This window comes from Acinetobacter sp. YH12201, assembly GCF_013418145.1.
Classification (GTDB): Bacteria; Pseudomonadota; Gammaproteobacteria; order Pseudomonadales; family Moraxellaceae; genus Acinetobacter.
The window spans coordinates 1-21251 of sequence record NZ_VPCP01000043.1 but is presented as its reverse complement, the minus strand read 5'-3'; the positions used below and the strand labels follow the sequence as shown (position 1 = coordinate 21251).

The 21251-nt window shown below is 41.4% G+C and carries 20 protein-coding genes; 19 read left to right on the top strand and 1 reads right to left on the bottom strand.

From position 1 onward, the window contains the following. Positions 1-256 precede the first annotated feature (256 nt). The 6 genes from FTU91_RS09710 (at position 257) to FTU91_RS09685 (ending at position 8470) form a co-directional block, all read left to right on the top strand. Positions 257-1291, top strand: a complete 1035-nt coding sequence (locus tag FTU91_RS09710) for a DUF6160 family protein (RefSeq protein ID WP_180042534.1) — start codon at positions 257-259, stop codon at positions 1289-1291. A 197-nt stretch (positions 1292-1488) separates the two neighbouring features. Beyond that, positions 1489-2328 carry a C39 family peptidase gene (locus tag FTU91_RS09705; RefSeq protein ID WP_180042533.1) on the top strand — a complete coding sequence of 280 codons (840 nt, stop codon included), beginning with the start codon at positions 1489-1491 and terminating at the stop codon, positions 2326-2328. 47 nt (positions 2329-2375) lie between these two features. Next, positions 2376-3611 (top strand): hypothetical protein, encoded by a 1236-nt coding sequence (locus tag FTU91_RS09700; protein WP_180042532.1) that lies wholly within the window; start codon positions 2376-2378, stop codon positions 3609-3611. Between the two features lie 12 nt (positions 3612-3623). Continuing rightward, positions 3624-5288, top strand: a complete 1665-nt coding sequence (locus FTU91_RS09695; protein WP_180042531.1) for an OmpP1/FadL family transporter — start codon at positions 3624-3626, stop codon at positions 5286-5288. Between the two features lie 32 nt (positions 5289-5320). Then, entirely contained in the window at positions 5321-6490 is a 1170-nt protein-coding gene (gene filE / locus FTU91_RS09690) for a putative pilus assembly protein FilE (protein ID WP_265092670.1), read from the top strand. 21 nt (positions 6491-6511) lie between these two features. Continuing rightward, positions 6512-8470, top strand: coding sequence for a hypothetical protein (locus tag FTU91_RS09685; protein ID WP_180082049.1), 1959 nt, complete (start codon positions 6512-6514; stop codon positions 8468-8470). A gap of 60 nt (positions 8471-8530) precedes the next feature. On the opposite strand, the gene FTU91_RS09680 is transcribed toward FTU91_RS09685, so the two are convergent. Next, positions 8531-9079, bottom strand: coding sequence for an NUDIX hydrolase (locus FTU91_RS09680; RefSeq protein WP_086197695.1), 549 nt, complete (start codon positions 9077-9079; stop codon positions 8531-8533). 125 nt (positions 9080-9204) lie between these two features. Between FTU91_RS09680 and FTU91_RS09675 the strand changes: the two genes are divergently transcribed. From FTU91_RS09675 to FTU91_RS09615, 13 genes are all read left to right on the top strand, one after another. After that, a complete protein-coding gene (locus FTU91_RS09675) occupies positions 9205-9822 on the top strand; it encodes a CoA pyrophosphatase (RefSeq protein ID WP_180082047.1) in 618 nt (205 codons plus the stop codon). Positions 9823-9835: 13 nt separating this feature from the next. Beyond that, positions 9836-10366: a gamma carbonic anhydrase family protein gene (locus tag FTU91_RS09670; RefSeq protein ID WP_180082045.1), complete on the top strand. Its 531-nt coding sequence runs from the start codon at positions 9836-9838 to the stop codon at positions 10364-10366. Between the two features lie 131 nt (positions 10367-10497). Further along, positions 10498-11166 carry a tRNA (adenosine(37)-N6)-threonylcarbamoyltransferase complex dimerization subunit type 1 TsaB gene (gene tsaB / locus FTU91_RS09665; protein ID WP_180082043.1) on the top strand — a complete coding sequence of 223 codons (669 nt, stop codon included), beginning with the start codon at positions 10498-10500 and terminating at the stop codon, positions 11164-11166. A gap of 8 nt (positions 11167-11174) precedes the next feature. After that, positions 11175-11996 carry an undecaprenyl-diphosphate phosphatase gene (locus FTU91_RS09660; RefSeq protein ID WP_086197691.1) on the top strand — a complete coding sequence of 274 codons (822 nt, stop codon included), beginning with the start codon at positions 11175-11177 and terminating at the stop codon, positions 11994-11996. Then, positions 11996-12802: a class I SAM-dependent methyltransferase gene (locus tag FTU91_RS09655; RefSeq protein ID WP_180082041.1), complete on the top strand. Its 807-nt coding sequence runs from the start codon at positions 11996-11998 to the stop codon at positions 12800-12802. Before FTU91_RS09660 ends, FTU91_RS09655 begins: the two co-directional genes overlap by 1 nt. A 123-nt stretch (positions 12803-12925) precedes the next feature. Next, positions 12926-14338, top strand: a complete 1413-nt coding sequence (locus FTU91_RS09650) for a C13 family peptidase (protein ID WP_180042525.1) — start codon at positions 12926-12928, stop codon at positions 14336-14338. Between the two features lie 11 nt (positions 14339-14349). Beyond that, positions 14350-15186 (top strand): S-formylglutathione hydrolase, encoded by an 837-nt coding sequence (gene fghA, locus FTU91_RS09645; protein WP_180082039.1) that lies wholly within the window; start codon positions 14350-14352, stop codon positions 15184-15186. A gap of 446 nt (positions 15187-15632) precedes the next feature. Continuing rightward, entirely contained in the window at positions 15633-16319 is a 687-nt protein-coding gene (gene rpe / locus FTU91_RS09640) for a ribulose-phosphate 3-epimerase (protein ID WP_180082037.1), read from the top strand. Between the two features lie 394 nt (positions 16320-16713). Further along, positions 16714-17169 (top strand): hypothetical protein, encoded by a 456-nt coding sequence (locus FTU91_RS09635; protein ID WP_180082035.1) that lies wholly within the window; start codon positions 16714-16716, stop codon positions 17167-17169. Between the two features lie 45 nt (positions 17170-17214). Further along, positions 17215-19152 (top strand): copper resistance system multicopper oxidase, encoded by a 1938-nt coding sequence (locus tag FTU91_RS09630; protein ID WP_180082033.1) that lies wholly within the window; start codon positions 17215-17217, stop codon positions 19150-19152. Then, positions 19139-20053 carry a copper resistance protein B gene (locus FTU91_RS09625; protein ID WP_180082031.1) on the top strand — a complete coding sequence of 305 codons (915 nt, stop codon included), beginning with the start codon at positions 19139-19141 and terminating at the stop codon, positions 20051-20053. Before FTU91_RS09630 ends, FTU91_RS09625 begins: the two co-directional genes overlap by 14 nt. Before the next feature lie 236 nt (positions 20054-20289). Further along, positions 20290-20607: a quaternary ammonium compound efflux SMR transporter SugE gene (gene sugE, locus FTU91_RS09620; protein WP_180082029.1), complete on the top strand. Its 318-nt coding sequence runs from the start codon at positions 20290-20292 to the stop codon at positions 20605-20607. Positions 20608-20642: 35 nt separating this feature from the next. After that, the gene (locus FTU91_RS09615; protein WP_180082027.1) at positions 20643-21125 is read left to right on the top strand and encodes a methylated-DNA--[protein]-cysteine S-methyltransferase; all 483 of its coding nucleotides are present in this window, start codon (positions 20643-20645) and stop codon (positions 21123-21125) included. Positions 21126-21251: the final 126 nt, after the last annotated feature.

Here is a 21251-nt window from a genome sequence, read left to right as displayed (position 1 = left end):
ACGACGTGACTTAATAAATTCGATACATAGATGGTCTATTCTATAACATTGTTGATGCATAAAAACTGTAAATACCGTTTATCGGTAACATGTAGATTGCGACCAACAGCAGTTGAACAAAAAATGACACAGAGATAACTTAGCTAGGGCAAACCAGCAGCTCAAGGAAAGCCTCACTATTGTCAAAAAATAAAAAACAATTAGTGAAATCGAGTAGTTAACAATCAAAAAAATAATACTCTTGGGAGAGTACGAAATGAAAAAATTTACTAAACTTGCTTTAGTTTCTTCATTAGCAATTAGCGCAAATGCGATGGCAATGCAAGCAATGGATGATGCTTCATTGGGTGCTACTACTGGTCAAGATGGTATTAACATCGGGATCGGTATTTCTAGAATTACGATCGATAAATTATTCGTTCATGATAATGATGGTTTAAGTACTAAAGATGCTACTGGTACAGTTATTCCTACTACTGCTTTAGGCGGTACTGGTAATGCGGGTGCTATTTCAATCAAGGGTGCAAAAAACTCAGAAACAATTACATTAACCAATGGTGGTACCATTGATCGTAAAGACCAAGGTATTTTTATTGGTGCAAACTACCAATCATTATTAGCTACTGGTAACCTTGCTGATTTGCAAATTGATAGCGATGCTGGTTCAGGGAGTGGTAATACAGCATTTATCAACATTGCAGCTCAAGTTTCTGGTTTGGAAATCCATATTGGTGAGATTGGTGTAACAGCATCTGGTGCAAATGATCCTGCTGTTAATATCCGTCGTGGCGGTAATGATTCTAACTACAATGCGATTTTAAGTGGTTTGTCTGTTAAAACAGGTAAAATGACTGCCAATATTCAATTGGGTGCAGCGCCTCAAGGTGCCATGATTAAATTGGATTCTGTAATGCAGGGTGGTCTTGAAATCAAGAACCTAGGTATTTTAGATAATTCAACAAATGGTGCTGTGGTTGCAGTTCACCCAACTGCTGGTCCAATTAGTACTACAGGTCCAGGGGAAATCTTTATTGAAAGCATTAAAGTTGCTGATGCCAATTCAACAAACTTAACTATGAAAGCAAGTGTAAGTGTATTTGGTGAGTCGGCAGCGAATAAAGGCTTTGTGCGTATTGTAAGCACAAATGACAAAATTGATAATTATGTTAAAGGCATTCATTTAGGTAGCCGTACTGCTGGTTCTATTGGTGATGTAGAAGTTCAAGGTTTGCAAACATTCTACGGTGCTAGTTATGATAAAGGTTCTATGATTAGTATTTCTGGTCATTAATTTCGAATTGAAAAAAGCGCGTGAAATCACGCGCTTTTTTTTACAAAAATAATGTTAAATTTTTCAAATAAACTAAAAAAAAGCTGTTTTTTTTTATAAAAAAGGTTATCTTCCTTTTTACATGGATGTAGAGTAATAACTCTAGAAAAATAATGAGCAAAGGCACGTCATGCCGATAACTAGAAAAGTCAGAAGATATGTTAGAGATCGCGTTAGGCTCGGCATTGATGTATTACGCTGCCAAAGAAGCCTTTGAAATTAAAAAAAAGCCAGCGGAAGCTGTGTATTACACTGAAACCTTAGACTCTCGCCAAGATTCATTCACTCGAATGCATAGAGAAGCAGTCCTCATTAAACCTGCTGTAGAAGATCAATTTAGGGGTATTGTACGTCAAGCTTATGACTATAGCTGTGGATCAGCAGCATTAACGACCTTGTTAAATGGTTATGTTGATGTTGGTGTAACCATGACAGAACAACAAGTTATGAATGGTTTGCTTAAATTTGGTGAGACCGAGAAAATCGTCGAGCGACGTAGTTTTTCCTTACTTGATATGAAACGCTTTGTCGGAGCAATCGGTTTCGAAAGCGGGGGATATAAAGGCGAATTTTCCGATTTAGTGAAACAGGGACAACCAGCCATTGTGCCAATTTCTTATGCAGGATTTAAACATTTTGTGGTGTTTAAAGCATACAAGAATGGCCGTGTTTATGTAGCTGACCCTGCAGTGGGTAATATTAGTTTCGATGAAACACGTTTCAAGGATATCTGGGAAAACAACACCCTATTTTTAATTAATGTCGCACCTGAAAAGAGAAAAAGTTTATTAGCACTTCAGGATACAGACTTACGACATGTCGAAGATGCAACTGTCAATCGCTATGCTTTCGTTAACATGCAATATCCGCAGTTCTATATGGATAAAATTGCCAATAAGGCATCAACGATTCGTTTAGACAAGAATTTAAATGAAGACTCGGAAAAATTTGGGGAATCGACATATAATTTTTTACGTCTTTATTACAAAAGTAAATAAAGTATAAAAGTAAGTAGATTAAAAAAATAAAAATGGTGGGATGGAATATGAATCGTAAATGGATGAACAAAACTTTATTGGCTTTGAGTGTTCAAATGGCAATAGGGGGGGTATATGCAGCTGAAGAACCGGCACTCGGAGAATACGAGGTTGTAGATCAGCAGGAAACAGAAGTTCAATCTACAGCATCACAGTCTGCAAATGTACAACCTGAAGTAACCGCAAATGTTCAAGTGGAAGAGTCAGCACTCGGTGAATATGAAGTGGTTGATGAACAGGTTGAAGAGCCAGCAGCAACCTCATCTGCCGATAGTGCTCCAGCGGCACAGCCACAACCTGTTAATGCAAATGAGCAAGCTTCTTCTGCTTTACAGCAGCAAGAAGGGGATGCAAGTAAAGAAGCTAACTTACAAGAAGTCTTTACCTCAAATGAAAGACAATATTCTTTAATTAAAAAAGGTGAGATTTCATCTTATTACGATATTGATTATACCTATTATCGTGATACACAGATTGATGCTGAAATGGCGAGTGGACAACTGTATCAACTCCGTGTTCAAGAAAATGCGACCCATTCTGTTACCAATACATTTACTGCGCAGTATGGCATTCTAGATAATTTAACCTTTACGGCTTCAGTACCTTTAGTCGCTAAAACAGATTTATTAAAAGATACTTCTACAGCAGGTCTAGGTGATATTTCTTTTGGTACGCGTTGGGAGCCTTTCCCTCTAAAAGCTGGCAGACTACCCCTGATCTTATTCGGTAATATTTCTACTAAAACTGGTGATAGTCCTTATGAAATTAATGCGACTAATGATCTAGCAACCGGTAAAGGTTATTACTCTGCAGGGATTGGTGCAAGTACGCGTAAATATATCGATCCAGTGGTATTGTTTGCTTCCGTATCTGCCAATTATGGCTTTAAAGAAACGGGTTTAAATCAACGTCGTGGTTTACGAGTACTGGATGAGTTTCAACCTGGGATCAGTGGAGGTTTTGCTTTAGGTTTTGCCTATTCATTTAACTATGATGTGTCTATGACGATGTCATATCAGCAAAGTTTTAATACCGGTTCAGAATTTACTTATACTTCGGGTGAGAGTTATTCACCAGCTGACCAGACCAGCTCCACTTTAGCAATTTCATTGGGTGTTCGTGTTTCACCTGAAACTATTGTCAATGGGACTGTGGGTATAGGCCTGACAGAAGATGCGCCAGATGTATCTTTAGGTTTGTCATTCCCACTGGATATTTTAGGTTTCGGTAAGAAACTACGCTAAGAGGGTAGTCGTATGTATAAGATTCGACTTCGCCCGTTAGCTGCAGCAATTATCGTCTCGGGCTGTTCAAGTGCAACTTTCGCTCAATTAGGTACTAACTTATCTGTTGATGTCAGATCATTGAGTATGGGAAATGCGGTTACTGCAGATCCTCCTGGTATTAGTGCAATTCATTTTAACCCTGCAGCTTTGACCAAAATTGAAGGTCTGCAAACCGATGTGCAGGGGATTCTTGCTAATTTTGATATCCAACGGGAATTTTCTGTTCCTGCTGGTTATAACGTATTTGGCTATTCAGATGACCCGATGGTGTGTAATGACGGGCCAGAGATTTCTTCCGATTTATGTACAGACTTTAAAGGCACAGTGAATGGGGATGTTGAATACGTCAGTCTATACGTCCCAGTATTAAAAAAAATGGTGGATCTTGGTGAAGGTCTACCCATGGCTGCACCTACAGCAGGTATTGCTTACAATCCACCAGGTTCAAAAACAACTTTTGCAACTGCAATGTATGCACCTTTGGTTGCCGGTTTTGGTGCGGAAAATGGCAATCCTGCGAATTACATGGGGCAACAGGTTGCTCTAGAAAGGATTACCTATTTATCTCCATCTATTGCCTATCAAGTGAATGATGAGTTATCCGTGGGTGCTTCTATAGGTATGTCATACCAAGCCATTGGTTTAAAAACGGATTTGCGTTTTCCCAATGAATTAATTGGTATGTTACGAATGATTGATGAGGTCGTTTGTACACCTTTTAAAGAAAACTCGGACATTATTACTGACATTCTGTTGTTAGGTATATGTAATGCCCAAGAAGGTATGAACCCATTTGGCAGGTTCGGGCAAATGCAGCTTGCTCTGGAACAATCACTTAGCCCAAGTTATAACCTGGGCGTATTGTGGGAACCGACTGAGGATTTTAGCTTTGGTATGGTATATCAAAGTGCGGCAAAAATGCGTTTGAAAGGTAAATATCACATTGATAACGCAAAGGCACCACGTGAGCTGATCAATGGTTTAATGTCATCTCCTACAGGTCAAATTCTTGCGGCAATTTTGGGGTTTCCTAATAATATTCCTGCAAGTGAGTCAGGTCTGGTTTCAATGGATTTTGAATATCCAGCCCATTTTCAAGCAGGAATAAAATATAAGCTTTTACCTGATTTACAAGTCAATTTTGATGTGGGCTGGACAGACTATAAAGCGTGGGACAAGTTTAAATTTGAATTTGACCGACAAATTTCAGCATTAAAAATTGCCAAATTACTTTCTGAAAATATTGGTGATTCTTCTCTGGCACTTCCACTGCAATTTACTTCACCTTGGAATTATGGGATAGGTCTGGAATATTCTGCAACAGATCGTCTGAAATTACGTGCCGGATATGAACCGCGTACTAGTGCAATTCCTGATAATAAGCGAAATACAATGGTGCCGATTAACAATGCACAATTGTTCGGCTTGGGGGTAGGTTATCGTTTCGATGCAGATACCGATCTGGATTTATCGATTGGTTTCTTACGCAGTAAAGATAACATTCCAGCAAATACCAGTAGTTTAGCAAACCAAACGGGTGTGAATAATATTCTACTAAATCCATATGCAGGTTTAAATGTTAAAACGAATACCAAAGTCACAATTTTAGGCTTGAACTATAGAACACGATGGTAGAGAAATTGAAAATAATGAAAGGGAATTTATGGGTGAAATCGATACTTACGCTATGTGTGGTGCAGTTATCTTTTTCTCATGCGGGAGAGTTTTACACCATTATTGGGCCAGATGGTAGGCCTATGGTCGTGCAACAAAAATCTGCGCCCAAAAATAAAGAAACTGAAGGAAGTAAATCTTCCTCAGTAGAGAGGAGAGTTCAAGAAACTCACTCGGTCACTCATTCCCCCAATAATCAGCCAGACATCAAGGTTATTACAACTCAAACTACAACATTATCGCAATTACCGGTGAAAAATAAAGTAGCAATCCAAAGCCTTACAAAAAAAGCTTCTACCCAAGTAGATACAGCTAAAATACCGCAATCGACCTATCTAGAACCTGAAACTGAGAAAAAGCAAAAAGTTTTAGCACAGCCTCAACCCCTGCCTAAAACGGTGGAAGAAATTGTACCTCTCGCTACCAGTACGCCTAAAGAACTGAAAGAAGCTAAAGATGCAGAAAACTATGTCACGGTTGATGGTACGCAATATATAAAAAATGAATACCTGGAAGACAAGGAATTTAATCTGGAAGGGAAAAAACGTTTTTATGCTATGCCGGAAGGCATCATTGATACCAAGCATGGAGCGACACGCTTACAAATGGTCGAGCGTGAAAAAGGGGTGAGTAAATCTCTGCTGCAATCATTTTTTAAAAAGAATCAAAAACAGGATAGTGGTCCTATTACCTTGTCATCGACTTATTACCGGGTTTCCCAGGCTGATGCTGTGAATAGTTTAGGTCAACAATGTATTCAGGACAAAAAAATTAAAAATGCGAAAACAGTCAGTCTGGATAAGGAAGTCAATGTCTGGCCACGTGCACCATTAAAAGAGCATTTTGATTTTGAAATTGTGAAGATTTCCAATGCAATTCAGAATGTGCAGATTAACTCTTATGCTTCGCGACAACAGAATCCGACCTTTTATTGGCCATTTGTGGTTTTTCTAGATACCAATGGATGTGTACTTGAGGGAGCAGGAGGCTTTAAAAATCATGAAACTGCCGAGTCATTTACTAGCCATGAAAAAATTGAAGGAATCATTCATATTCCTTCTCAAAGCCGATATATGTTGTTGACTCCTTTAGCCAGTGCGATAGATCTAGAAAACAAAGCACTCACCAATCAGGGTCAATTAAAATTAATAGCAATTCGCTAAGGATATAAGAAGAGAACTCGGATGAAAAATAAATATTTACTCCCTTTTGCCCTCACCACATTGATGGCAGCTTTAACGGGGTGTGGTGGTGAAAGTGCCAATGTTATTCCTGAAGTTTATGAAGGTAGTACAACGAATGGAACGTGTACGATAGGTGCTAGTGGATGTCTTGGATTTGCCTTGGATTATCCATTAAATGGATTAAATTTTACTTGTAGTAGTGATACTAAAAATAGCTTTGTAACCACTTTAGATTTGAAAGATGGAGCAGCAACCGGGGCATGTAAAGTCGGTGACAAAATTACTTTCTTCCTGAAGGGGGAAAAAGATAAGCAAATTAATTTGGGAACGCTAGACCTAAATAAAATTGCCAAGGTAAGTACTTCACAATTGCCTCGTTTGACTATTTTGGACATTGCCTCCGGAATTTCTGGTACACCAGCTAAGTCTCTGGATGCCAGTGATAGCACCGTGAAGGTCGCTATGCGGTTGGCAAAAATATTACAGGCACTTGCGCTACAAAATGGGGGGATTGCTGATCCAGCCGATATCCAAGCCTTATATATTACGGATCAAATGCGGGTAGATTTGGAGAGAATCAGTCAGTCAATTCCTCAAGAAACCTTTGCAAATACCACAGATTCCGATTTTGAATTATTGATCCAACCTTGGATTAATATTTCAAATATAACCAATGAGCAGGCATTTTCTACTGTCAGTATGTTGATGAATATTGCGAATGCCGGGGTATATCAACCGGAATTTTCATTATTTTCAACCTCTGGAGTGATTAGTAGTTTAAGTGGTTCAGATGGTTTAGTTGGTTGTAATAAAGATACGTGTAATCCTCAGGACAGCTCAACGCAGCATCTGTTAGGACATTTCATGTTGATTACCGATCGTGACGGTTATACTTTTGGTAGTGGCATACAATGGCGTGGTCCAGGCATCAGTGGCACTTCGACATTAGGTGGATTAAATACCAAATTGCTGACCACCACCCGACCGATTCGAATGACTGCAAATGCACAAGAGCATTGGATTAATCCGGTAACCAAGAAAATTGATCAAAATTTTGATTTTCAGGTCGATCAAGTCACTACACCTTTAAGTATTTATCAGGGCACTTTATATAATGATTATATGATTGCCGGCAAAGAAGCATTCTATAAGTTGCTTACTAGGAAAACAGAAGTCACTGCAGCTGATAAGCTGGATTTTGGTCTATGGAGGCAGACCATTGGCAGCGAAAATTTTAATGGTACACTCGATTTATATAAAACCTTTCCTATCACTTATCTAGATAAAAGGGTTTTTAAATCCATTAATAATGTGAAATCTGGCGAAGCTTATATATTCCCGATGTACGCAAATTTGACCTTTAAATTTACCGATACCAGCGTGAAAGACGTTGTATTGGGAATAGTGATTGATGAAAAAGGCAACATTCGAACCAATATGAAGCCTGGTTATACTGAAGATGATATGAGTACTGCTTTGGATCAGGAGTTGGCTTCAGGAAAAAGCGCTTGTGATACCACAGGCTTTAATTCATCCACTTATATAGACCAGTATGGAGTTCAACAATACCGGATTGGTACAGTTTCTCGTGCTTTCACCAATGATAAGAATATTTCCTTGCGTATGGTATTGGCAAATGCAAACTTGAAAAAAATTGACGGTGCTTTAGTGGGAATGAATACCAATATCAAGACTTCAACATCTGGTGATAGTATTGTGGTGGGTGGTGCTTTACTTAATGTAGCTAACTTATTAAATCTTACTTCGGGTGCGGCTGATATTACATTTAAAGACTCTGCTGTTGGTACGGTAAAATGGGCAAACTCATTATCAAGTTTCCAGAAAGTTTATAATACCAATAATACATCGCACACTTCTCAAGATGCAGATCTTGCGAAGTTAAGTGGAGGCAGTTTAACTTTTGCTTTGGCTCCGTGTTATACAGTCAAAAAGAAGTAAGCAAAAAATAAAGCCCATCATATGATGGGCTTTTTATTAAATTGCAAATTTATCGCATCTTTAACCAGTATGATCTAAGCGGGTACCTAAAGTTTCTAAATGCATGCTGAATGAAGCAGTTTTACGATCCTCAAAATAATGTCTTAAGGTCCGTTCTACGCTGGGAAAAGCCAGTTCAGACCAAGGAATTTCATGTTCATCAAATAAACGCGACTCAATGGTTTCTTCACCAGCACCGAATATGCCATTGACGAGATTAGCCTTGAACAGAACGTAAATTTGTCCAATTCGGGGAATATTGTACATACAGTAGAGCTGTTCGATTTCGACTTCAGCTTCAGCCTCTTCGCGGGTTTCTCTGGCAGCGCCCTGTTCCATGGTTTCAAACAGTTCCATATAACCTGCGGGCAGGGTCCATAGCCCATAACGCGGTTCAATGGCACGGCGGCACAGCAAAACCTTATTTTCCCACAGCACCAGTGCTCCGCAAATAACTTTGGGATTGACGTAATGAATATTGCCGCAATCTGTACAAACGCGGCGTAATTGATGGTCGCCGAGTGGAATTTTTTCCGTTGTTTTATGTCCGCAAATTACACAGAAATTCATATTCATCGTCAATGATAAAGGTGTTGATCAGCATAACTGAAAAATGCAACTTTGGCATCATTTCTATCCTTTGGAATAAAAATTCAGCTATGATGAAATAAAGCATGAGGCAGGAGCAGTAGCATATGGATGACTACTCATTAATACAATTATTACAGCATAGATTACGCTTTTCTACACGTGTTAAGCCTGCTCATGCTGCTGTATTAATTGCCATTACTGATGAGTCTGATCCCAAAGTTTTGCTCACGCGCCGTTCTTTATATTTATCCAATCATGCTGGGGAAGTTTCTTTTCCGGGGGGAAAAAGAGATCCGCAAGATACCAGTAATATTGTGGTGGCTTTGCGCGAAGCTTATGAAGAGACCGCACTGAATCCATTTGATGTGCAACTGATTGGCGATTTGCCCATGCAAAAAGCCCGCAACGGGATGCTGGTCAAACCCGTGGTCGGGCTGATTCCGCCTGAAGTGAAACTTATTCCTCAACCAGCTGAAATTGATCGAATCTTTTTTGCATCACTGAGTAGCTTAATGAATGCACCACCCATTCCCTATGAGGTGCATTATGCTCATCAGTCTTTGTATTTTCCCAGCATGCGTGTGGAAAATGAGGTGGTTTGGGGATTGACGGCAAGAATGTTGGTTTCACTGTTTCAGTATGGTTTGGATTATCAAAAGGAATGGCCATTTTTATTAAATTCGCCCACTTTTCATAGCAATAAGATTAAATACGGTAAATAAGGAATTTCACCTCATGATTTATAAATTTAAAGGATATACACCTCAAGCAACGCATCAACCTTGGGATGGCTGGGTGGCAGATAATGCGACCGTTATCGGCCAGGTAGAAATGGGCAAGCAGGTCAGTGTCTGGTTTGGCGCCGTGATTCGGGGCGATAACAGTAAAATCACGTTAGGGGATTTTACCAATGTGCAGGAAAATGCTGTTTTACATACCGATGCCGGCATTGAAATGCAGATCGGCAGCTATGTCACGATTGGCCATCAGGCTATGTTGCACGGCTGTACCGTAGGAGATAACACGCTGATCGGCATTAATAGCGTGATTTTAAATCATGCCGTGATTGGTAAAAATTGTATTATTGGTGCTAATGCCTTAATTCCAGAAGGTAAGGTGATTCCGGACAATTCTGTGGTCATGGGTTCACCAGGAAAAATCGTCAAAACTCTGGATGAGGCGGCTGAAGCCAAACTCAAAATGAGTGCCATGCACTATGCCGAGCATTTCAAAAATTTTCAGCATTTAGAGTCGGTTGAACTGTAATTTGAAACGAGATATTCAGCCAAGCGAGAGCTTGGCTTTTTTGTATCCTGCAGATGGAAAATCTCGCCTCGCACGCATGAGTGGAGTATGATATCCGACGTTTTTTATATTTAAATAAATTAAGGTTGTGCATGAAGTTGCTGGCATTGGAAACTGCCAATGAGCAGTGTTCCATTTCTATTGTAGATGACACTCAAGAATTATTTTTTCAATTAGATGCGCGAGCAAAAGCACAAACGCAAACGATTCTCCCAATGATTGAACAGGCTTTTACCCAGCTTGGATTGTCTGCTGCTGACTTAACTGCAATTGCATTTAGCCGTGGTCCTGGTTCTTTTAGTGGGGTACGTATTAATGCTGCCGTGACTCAGGCCCTGGCATGGGCCAATGATCTACCTGTTGTTCCTGTTTCAACCCTGCAAGCTCTGGCACAGGCAGCATACCGTGTGGCAGGTTTAACCGCAGTGACTGCAGTACTGGATGCGCGTATGAATGAAGTCTATATTGCGAGTTTTCAGCTGGATCAGCAGGGTATTATGCAGGCTGTGGATACAGAGCAACTGTTAAATTATAGTGCTGCCAGTCAGGCCGTCAGATTTGAACTTGTCGGTTCAGGTTCAGCTTTAATTCAGCCTGAAGCTATAGAATTTAAAGAGATTGTTGCCACAGCACAAGATATTGCACAAATTGCACGTATTGCTGCATTACAGCAGCATTGGGTTGCAGCTGAAGAAGCACTACCAGTGTATTTACGTGATAATGCGTGGAAAAAAATTCCAGAACAAATTAAAGCAACTTAAGGTTAGATATGGATCTTTTATTATTATTTAAAGCGGCCATCATGGGCTTGGTAGAGGGGATTACTGAATTTCTACCGATTTCAAGTACCGGGCATTTAATCTTAGCAGGTCAGCTTTTAGATTTCTGGACCATTGAAAAAAGAGATATGTTTGCAGTTGCAGTGCAGATTGGTGCAATTGCAGCGGTGATTTACGAGTATTGGGGCAAACTTTGGGGCGCTTTAATCGGTGGTTTAAAAGGTCAAGAACAGGGCCGCCGTTTAAGTATTAACTTAATTATTGCTTCAATTCCAATCATCATTATCGGCTTAACGTTTGGCGATATCATCAAGGCGTACCTGTTTAATGCAATTACTGTCGCGATTGCCTTAATTGTGGGTGGTTTTATTATTTTATGGGCTGAACGCCGTCCGCATAGCATTGAAACTCAAGAAGTGGATGACTTGACCTATAAACAAGCAACTTTAATTGGTCTGATTCAATGTTTAGCCTTATTTCCAGGGACTTCACGTTCAGGTTCAACCATTATCGGGTCTTTATTTTTAGGTGTATCACGTAAAGCAGCAGCAGAATTTTCCTTCTTTCTGGGTATTCCTGTATTAATGGGTGCTGGTTTACTCGATATGTATAAAATGAGGGCTGATTTGCATAGCAATGATATGGCTGTTCTAGCAGTGGGTATTATTGTGGCATTTATTTCTGCACTTATCGTGATTCGTGCATTAATTCGCTATGTATCGAAACATGATTTCACTGCATTTGCATACTACCGCATAGGTTTTGGTCTGTTTATTTTGGCAACTTGGTGGACAGGCTGGGTTTCTTGGTAATGCATTTGTTTACAGAAGCTCAGTTTCAAGCACAAGCACAGCAGTATTCTGCTGTGCTTTCTTCACGTGGTGTCAGTGTAAATGTTGAGATCATTGAAAAGCTGAATGCCCGATTTTTACGTTTAAATCCGGAACTGGCTTTATGTGTAGATGAATCGGGACTGTGGTTGTGTGCCAATGGCATGAAGATGCAGCCCGACTGGCAAGCTGAAGTGCCGCGTTTAAAACGTTCATCGTTAAAATCTGAAATGATTGCACGTGCCTGTAATCTGGGTGAAAAGCCTACATTAATCGATGCGACTGCCGGTTTAGGTCATGACAGTTTGTTAATGGCCCATTTGGGTGCTGAAGTCACCTTGGTTGAACGGCATCCGATCCTGTTTACCTTGCTGGAAGACAGCAAAAACCATGCGCAAAATGATGCTTTTCTCAGTTCAGTAGTGTCACGAATTCATCTGGTTTTCTCTGATTCTGCCGATTACCTAACCCGGCAGGCGGAACAGAAACGTGTGGTAGATGTGGTTTATCTTGATCCGATGTTTCCGCAGCGTGACCAGAATCAACAAGCCATTAAAAAACAGGCACAAGTGAAAAAACAGATGCAATTATTACATCTGTTATTGCCCGAACATGGGGAAATGGATCTTGGCGATAATCTGTTAACTTTGGCAAAAAAAGTGGCAAAACGTGTGGTGGTGAAGCGGCCGCGTCTGGCTGTCTATTTGGCTAACCTGGAACCGGATCATCAATGGCAGGGAGATGCCTGTCGTTTTGATGCCTACTTTCAGCATCATTTTCCCGAGTAGTTTGGTAATTGTTTCAATAATGTGCATTAATTTGTTATATAGTCCCAAAGCAGCATTGATAAAAATTCCATCAAGCATAAACTTAGAGTGTAAACTCGCGAGCTAAAGCCCCCCGAAAATCTTATGATCGACTTTAAACCCTCCATCAATTTTTGGCATGATTTTAAGAGCAACCAAACTGCCGGGATGTGGCTTTTTCTGGGTTCACGCCGATCTTTGCAAATTGTACGTCCCTCGATTCTACAACTGATTTTTTGGGGAATTTTAGGCGGCAGTGCCAACAGCTTATTCAGTTGGCTCAGTGCGGAGGAGATGGGGGAGTTTAACCCGCAAGGCCTGATCAGTTATGCTTTATGGCCTTTTATTGCACTCATCGTCGGTATTTTTCTTTCCCAGCGGATCAATAATCCACGTTTGATGCTGGTACCTGCCTTGTTGTGGCTGGTACTGGATACCCATATCGCCTTATTGCAAAGTCTGATCCAGTATCTGGGCCTTATTGATGTATTGCCTTATATATTGTATGACTATTTGCCGACTATCTTTATGGTGCTGTTCGTCTGGCAGAGCTTGGCGGTAGTATGGGTCTTTTCCCGTGAACTGAAATGGCCATGGTGGGAGCGGGCACTGATTGTGGCTGCGACACTGTTCACCCTTGTGGTGTGGCAAATGTCAGTGAAAAGCCAGCCGATCTGGAAGGTTGAAGAGAGTCCCCCGACATTTGCCGAAGATGCTTTTTATGCCCAAAACCGGATCTTGAACAAGTCGCTGGAATCTATTCAGTATGGGGAGTTTGCCCAGTCGCACTGGTACTTTTTAGGCGTTGCAGGGGCAGGTTATCAGGATGTTTTTAAGTCGGAAGTTGAACGGATTAAAGAACAGTTTGATACCCGTTTTGGGACTTTTGGCCGTTCATTGGCCCTGATTAATAACCCTGAAACCCGCACTCAAATGCCGATTGCTTCACGCACCAGTATGGAAATGGCTTTACGCCGTATCGGGCAGCAAATGAATAAAGAAAGTGATGTGTTATTTTTATACATGACTTCACATGGTTTGCCGAACCAGTTTGAAATGGAAAATGACCCGATTGATTTAAATGATGTCGATCCTAAATGGCTTAAAGATACTCTGGATAAATCAGGCATCCGTTGGCGGGTAATCGTAATTTCAGCCTGTTATTCGGGGAGTTTTGTTCCCGCTTTGCAGGATGATAATACCTTGATTATTACCGCATCTGCGGCTGATCGTGCATCGTTTGGCTGTTCGAATGAAGCGGATTATACTTATTTTGGACGGGCTTTCTTTGATCAGGCCATGCGCGAGCAGATGTCTATAGAAAGTGCTTTTGAGCAGACCAAAAAAACAGTGGCACAATGGGAAACAGCACAAGGATTTGAAGCCTCTGAACCGCAATGGTCAATTGGCAAGAATATGGAATTTATGTTGCCGCAACTTGAGCAACGCTTATTTCCAGCTACAACTCAGACAGATATGAAAATAGAAAGCCCACAATTAAGTGTGGCAGCACAATAAGGAAAATAACGATGGAATTAATGCAAGCGAATCGATGCTTTGATGGGGAACAGCGAATTTATGTTTTTAATTCCAAGAGCTTAAAAGGGCAGGCGAAATTTGGAATTTTCTTGCCCCATCAGGCCTTAACAGGTCAGCCTTGTCCCGCCCTGTTTTATCTGGCAGGTCTGACTTGTACTGAAGAAACTTTTGCAATTAAAGCCCATGCGCAACGTTTGGCAGCACAGCTGGGTTTGATTCTGATCAGTCCGGATACCTCACCCCGAGGCGAGCAGGTCGCAGCAGGTGATTCCTGGGACATCGGTCAGGGTGCCGGATTTTATATCAATGCTACTCAGGCACCGTGGGCTGAGCATTATCAAATGGAAAGCTTCATTGCCGATGAGCTTTATGCTGTGGTGATGCAAAACTTTCCACTGCAAGCGGATGCGATAGGCATCTTCGGGCATTCTATGGGCGGACATGGTGCGCTGACACTGGCATTTAAATACCCGGAAAAATTTAAATCGGTATCCGCTTTTGCTCCGATTTGCGCACCGAGCCAATGTCCGTGGGGTGAGAAAGCCTTTTCCAATTATTTAGGTGCTGACCAGACAGAATGGAAAAAGCATGATGCAACGGCTCTGGTTCAGTCTAAAGGTGCCTTGTTTCAGGAGATTCTGATTGATCAGGGGGCTAAGGACCAGTTCTATAGCCAGCTGAATCCGGCCTTATTCAAACAGGCCTGTGCCGAAGTAGGTCAGTCCCTGACCTTGCGTGAACATGCCGGTTATGATCATGGTTATTACTTTATTCAGACCTTTATGGATGACCATCTGCAGTTTCATGCGGTACAACTTGATGTATAATCTCTGATTGAGCAGCAAATTTATTCAAAAAACAGGGAGCTATAACAGCCACTACTGTCCCATAATTTAAATTTTATTTCAGCACCGAATCAATATGATGACATTTTATATTAAAGCAAATCATATTTAATTTTTTCACAGCCTTGTCCTTTCTTTTAAAGTTTAAGTAACTTTGTGTAGGCTGAACCCTACTTTTGACAGACCAAAAGTAGGCAAAAGTCTTTATTCCCCATACACGACATCCTGTCGTAATGGGGAATGTGTGGCATCCTTGCCACACTCACAAATCTAACACCTGCAATTCAACTATGGGACAGCAGTGCTATAAAAGCTCCTTATTTTTTTGTTGTCATCAATGCCTGAATAAACAGGATTGAATCACAGCACTAAGATGCAATTTGTTATAATGTGAAAAATCAATTCAAATGCACAGCCAGGTTCTCTCCATGTCCAAGCCATATTTAATTGCACCTTCCATTCTATCTGCCGACTTTGCCCGTTTAGGTGAAGAAGTTGAAAATGTGCTTGCAGCAGGTGCCGATGTCGTACACTTTGATGTCATGGATAACCATTACGTACCAAACCTGACTTTTGGTGCAGGGGTATGTAAAGCATTAAAAAAATACGGGATTCAGGCACCGATTGATGTGCATCTGATGGTGTCTCCTGTAGACCGTATGATTGGCGATTTCCTGGAAGCGGGTGCTGACATTATTACTTTTCACCCGGAAGCGACGGATCATATTGACCGTTCTTTACAGTTAATTAAATCGGGTGGTGCCAAAGCTGGTCTGGTGTTTAATCCGGCCACACCATTGCATTACCTGGACTATGTGCTGGACAAAGTTGATCAGATTTTGTTGATGAGTGTTAACCCGGGCTTTGGCGGTCAGAAATTTATTCCCATGACTTTGGATAAACTTCGTCAGGTACGCAAGATCATTGATGCCTCTGGCCGTGACATCCGTTTAGAAGTTGATGGCGGGGTGACTCCAGCCAATATTCGCGAAATTGCAGAAGCAGGCGCAGATATGTTTGTTGCCGGTTCGGCTATTTTTGGCAAGCCAGATTATCAAGCTGTCATTGATGAAATGCGTTCAGAACTGGCAAAAGTAGGCTCAGTTAATCTCTAATAATCTACAATTAATGATCGCTAAGTTGTGGATAACTTTATGGATAACCATATGGATATCTGTGTAGATAACTGTATGGATAACTTGATTAGTTTATAAACAATTGTAGATCAATAGTTTAATAATTAGACATTAAATGTATAAAAAGGACTCAAATGAGTCCTTTTTTAGCTTGTTAAGGCATTAAAAAATATGATGCTTTATTCATCTATGCTTAAAAATAATACTGTTTAAAAAATAACTTTATTGTTTAAGTTGGCATTATTCAACCGGACTTGACACTGTTTAGCATAAATTTAAAAATTGTGTATAACTTATATCTTGATTATGCTGGTAGACTGAAATCGAAAGAACATGATTTATCTTTTATTGTACATCGGCTAAGGACAATACTGTGCTCACTTCATTACGCAAACAGGCTTGGTTTGTGTTCCTGGTGGTTTTTGCCATCGGGTGGAGTAATGCTGTCTTGGCATTTGAACAGCCGATGCATCAGCAAATGATGAGTGAATTGACGGCTCAGCATGAAGATAAAATGCCGATGACGACCATGTCAGGTTGCCATGATTCAGCCAATACTCAACCGCACATACAGCAGCATCCTGTCGAACAGGTAAATGTGTCCCATGATCTGGATTGTCATCAGGGCATGAGCGATCAACAGCAGCATTTCACCTGTAATGATTGCATACAGTTGCATTGTCAAAGTCTGGGCACTTGGCTGGATGTGCAAAGTCCGAGTTTTGCCCATTTAAATCCTGTTCCCGAACATCCACAGCCCAATTTTACTTATTCTGCCCAGCATTTAAGCGGTTTCTGGCAAAAAATTCTGCGTCCCCCTAAAGCTTGACTGTGATTTAAAAGAACTTTTTATTTTTAAATTATAGGTTAAGTCATGTCTATACAATTAAGTCAAAGCCTTGTGATCGGGGTGTGTTTGGTCTCATCGTCGTGGGCGTTTGCCGCGGTCAAGGAATATCATCTCAACATTGATGAACAGATGGTGAATATCACCGGAACGCCCTTAAAACGGATTACCGTAAATGGTCAATTTCCTGCGCCCCTTCTGGAATTTGAAGAAGGTGATGATGCTGTAATTCATGTGCATAACAATCTGAAAAACAAGGATAGCTCCATTCACTGGCATGGTTTATTGCTGCCGGGACTGATGGATGGGGTGCCGGTTTTTAACCAGTTTCAAGGGATTAAACCACAAGCTGATTTTGTCTATCATTTCAAGGTGCGGCAAAACGGCACTTACTGGTATCACGCGCATTCCAAAGGACAGGAACAGGACGGTTTATATGGTGCCTTGGTGATTTACCCCAAAGGGAAAAAGCCGCTAGCAGCGCATGAACAGGCTGATCGTGATTATGTGGTGATGCTGTCCGATTTTCATCAATCGGGCAGTGATCAGATTCAGAAGAACCTGAAAAAGTCGGCTGAATACTACCAAAATCGGCGTGAAACTGTGGCCGACGTGTTGAAACAAGTTAAGCGTGATGGACTCAAAAGTACCTGGCAAGATCGTTCCATGTGGAATCAGATGCGCATGCTGAAAACCGATTTGTCCGATGTCAGCGGTTATACCTTCCTGATCAATGGCAAAACGCCGGAGCAAAACTGGACGGGCATGTTTAAACTGAATGAAAAAGTCCGTTTACGTTTTATCAATGCTTCAGCCATGTCTTTTTATGATGTGCGTATTCCTGAGTTGAAGATGACTGTGGTCAGTGCTGATGGCCAGCCCGTGCAACCGGTACCTGTCGATGAGTTTCGTATAGGCACTGCAGAAACTTATGACGTGATGGTTGAACCAAAGGCCAATCATTATCAGATTGAAGCCGAATCGATTGACCGCAGCGGGTTTGCGATTGGTTCATTGCATAATGAAAATTCTCCAGTGACACATGTGATTCACATGCCTAAGCCACGTCCACGTGTATTACTTACGATGGAAGATATGGGGCACGGTTCTGCATCCAGTGATCATGTGAACCATGCTGAGATGGATGATCATCAGAGTAGTACAAATCAAAGCAGTGCAGGCTCAATGAAGCATCAAATGATGGATCATTCGTCAATGAATCATTCATCCATGCCACATGATATGGCTGCAATGGATCATCAGACCATGGAGCATACTCAAATGAGTCATGCTGCCATGTATGACCATTCGCAACATGCGACTCAACAATACGCTATGCCACAGGCAGCAAAACCTGAGTCTGATCAACAGCATGAGCAAAGCCATACAACGCATCGTACAGCACAACCATCTTCAGATAATAAGGCGCCCGTGGTTTATGGCTGGGCCAATGCATCCACACCCACAGGGCATAAAGCACTGCAATATAGCGACTTGAAATCACTCACTCCACAGCCTGATACCCGTCCGGCAGAGAGAGAGCTGGAAGTACATTTGGGTGGCAACATGGAGCGTTATATCTGGACCATCAATGGCAAGAAATTTACTGAAGTTGAACCGTTACAGGTGAAATATGGCGAACGTATCCGGCTGAAATTTATTAATGACAGCATGATGGCGCATCCGATGCATCTGCATGGCATGTTTATGCAGCTGGAAAATGGGCAAAGTAGCGCCAATATGCCGAATAAACACACCATGATTGTGCCGCCGGGTAAAACGGTAACTGCATTACTGACCGCTGATGAATTGGGAGAATGGGCGATTCATTGTCATCTGCTCTATCACATGTCCTCTGGCATGATGAGCAAACTGGTGGTGGCCAATGTCGATGGAAATAAAACGCTAGCTTCACCTGCTACGCCAGCTCAAGTTCAGCAAGGAGACTCGCATGCGCATCATTAATTTCTTTGCAATGAGCACATTGAGTGTCTCGATACTGTTGCTCTCTGGACCAAGTTTTGCACAACCAAGTCATCAAACCATGTCGATGGCGGAAGCGCAGACGTCACCACAAAATGAAATACCGATCGATCATTTACAGTATCATGTCATGTCAACTACAGCCCAAACACCTGTTAAAGCAAAACCCGTAATCGCTGCTCAAGATGAAAATGTGAACTCGAATGATGCTGCATCTGCCGAGCATATCAAAGAGCATGGCGGCCAGATGTATCAGCAAACCACGCTTGAAAGTCGTTGGCTACGCAATAACGATGGAGACGGGGTTTTAAAGTCGGAACTGGAAACCCGTATCGGGACAGATGAAAACAAGATTTTTATCAAAGTCCATGCCGATAATGCTGAATCACAGCAAGCCGAGTACGATGCCAAAGTGTTATACAGTCGCAATGTTGCCGATTTTTGGGATGTGCAGGCCGGTCTACGTTATCGCAATGACCAGAATCGGGAAGTCGATCAGGATCAGGTCGATGCCGTGATTGGGGTACATGGGTTGGCACCGTATTTCTTTGAAACCGATGCCTATTTATTGCTCGGGCAAGATCATCAAGTATCATTTAGTCTGGAAACCGAACGCGATGTGCTACTGACGCAAAAGCTGATTGTTAAGCCTTATCTAGACTTGAATGTGGTATTGAGTGATGCCTCCAGCTATGCTCAAAAAACCGGTTTAAGCAGCGCACAATTAGGCCTGGAAATGCGTTATGAAATCAATAAAAAAGTCATGCCTTTTATTGATGTGGCCTATGGATATAAACAGGGGCATGAACAGACGGATTGGCAAGCAGAATCAGCATCTGATCAGGAATGGTTGTATGGTGCCGGGATACGTTTTAAATTTTAGTTTGATGTGATGATTCAGAAAATCCGACTGGTTTAGGCCAGTCGGATTTTATTCGCACTTTTAAGGTGAGTAATTGGTCAAAAAATGTAAAACAAGCACCTGTTTAGCTCAATTATTTATATAATTATCTAATAAGTTATAGGAGGAACGACCTCCCTTGGTGCAATCAGATTGATTGTTGCACTGAGAAAATTCGTCAGGACGACCTGACTCGCATCTAATGGAGCATCGTCGTCATGGCTTGGGTAATTCTGGTTTTAGCCGGTCTTTTTGAAATTGTCTGGGCCTATGCCATGAAACTTTCTGAAGGTTTCACCCGTCTCACACCGAGTATTATTACCCTGGTTTTCATGATTTTAAGTTTTGCTTTACTGGCCCATGCTATGCGCACTTTGCCACTGGGTACAGCCTATACCATCTGGACCGGAATTGGTGCAGTGGGTTCTTTTCTGGTCGGGGTGTTTATTTTTGGTGAGCCTGCATCGGCGATGCGGATGCTCGCTGCGGTACTGATTATTTCTGGATTAGTGCTGATGAAACTGTCATCATCATAAAATCCTAAGCAATGCTTTTATTACAGGAGAAGATGATGAAACTGGCATTTATGGAAATGACTTCTCCTGTCGGTACTTTAAAACTGGTGGCCAATGACACAGCTTTGGTGGCGGTACTTTGGGAAAATGAAAATCCTAAACGGGTGCGTTTAGCCGAACTGATTGAACAGGTTCATCATCCAATTTTATTGGAAACCCAAAAGCAGTTAACAGAATATTTCGCGGGAAAACGGCAGCAGTTTGATTTGCCTCTAGATTTTGAAGGTACTGAATTTCAGAAGAAAGTCTGGCAAGCTTTGCTGACCATTCCCTTTGGAGAGACCCGTAGTTATCGCGATATTGCCGAGCAAATTGGCAATGTCAAAGCGGTTCGTGCTGTGGGTGCAGCCAATGGTAAAAACCCCATCTCCATTATTGCGCCGTGTCATCGTGTGGTCGGAGCAAATGGTAAACTGGTGGGTTTTGCCGGTGGGCTGGAAAATAAAGAGATTTTGTTAAAAATTGAACAAAGTCAATAATATAGGACTTACGCATTGACGGATTCAAAAAAGTATTAAAATACTTTATAAAGTATCTGTGATCAGACGAATTAAAAATGCTTCTACAGCAACTTGTACTCTACCCATTTATATGGGCTTTCTCAT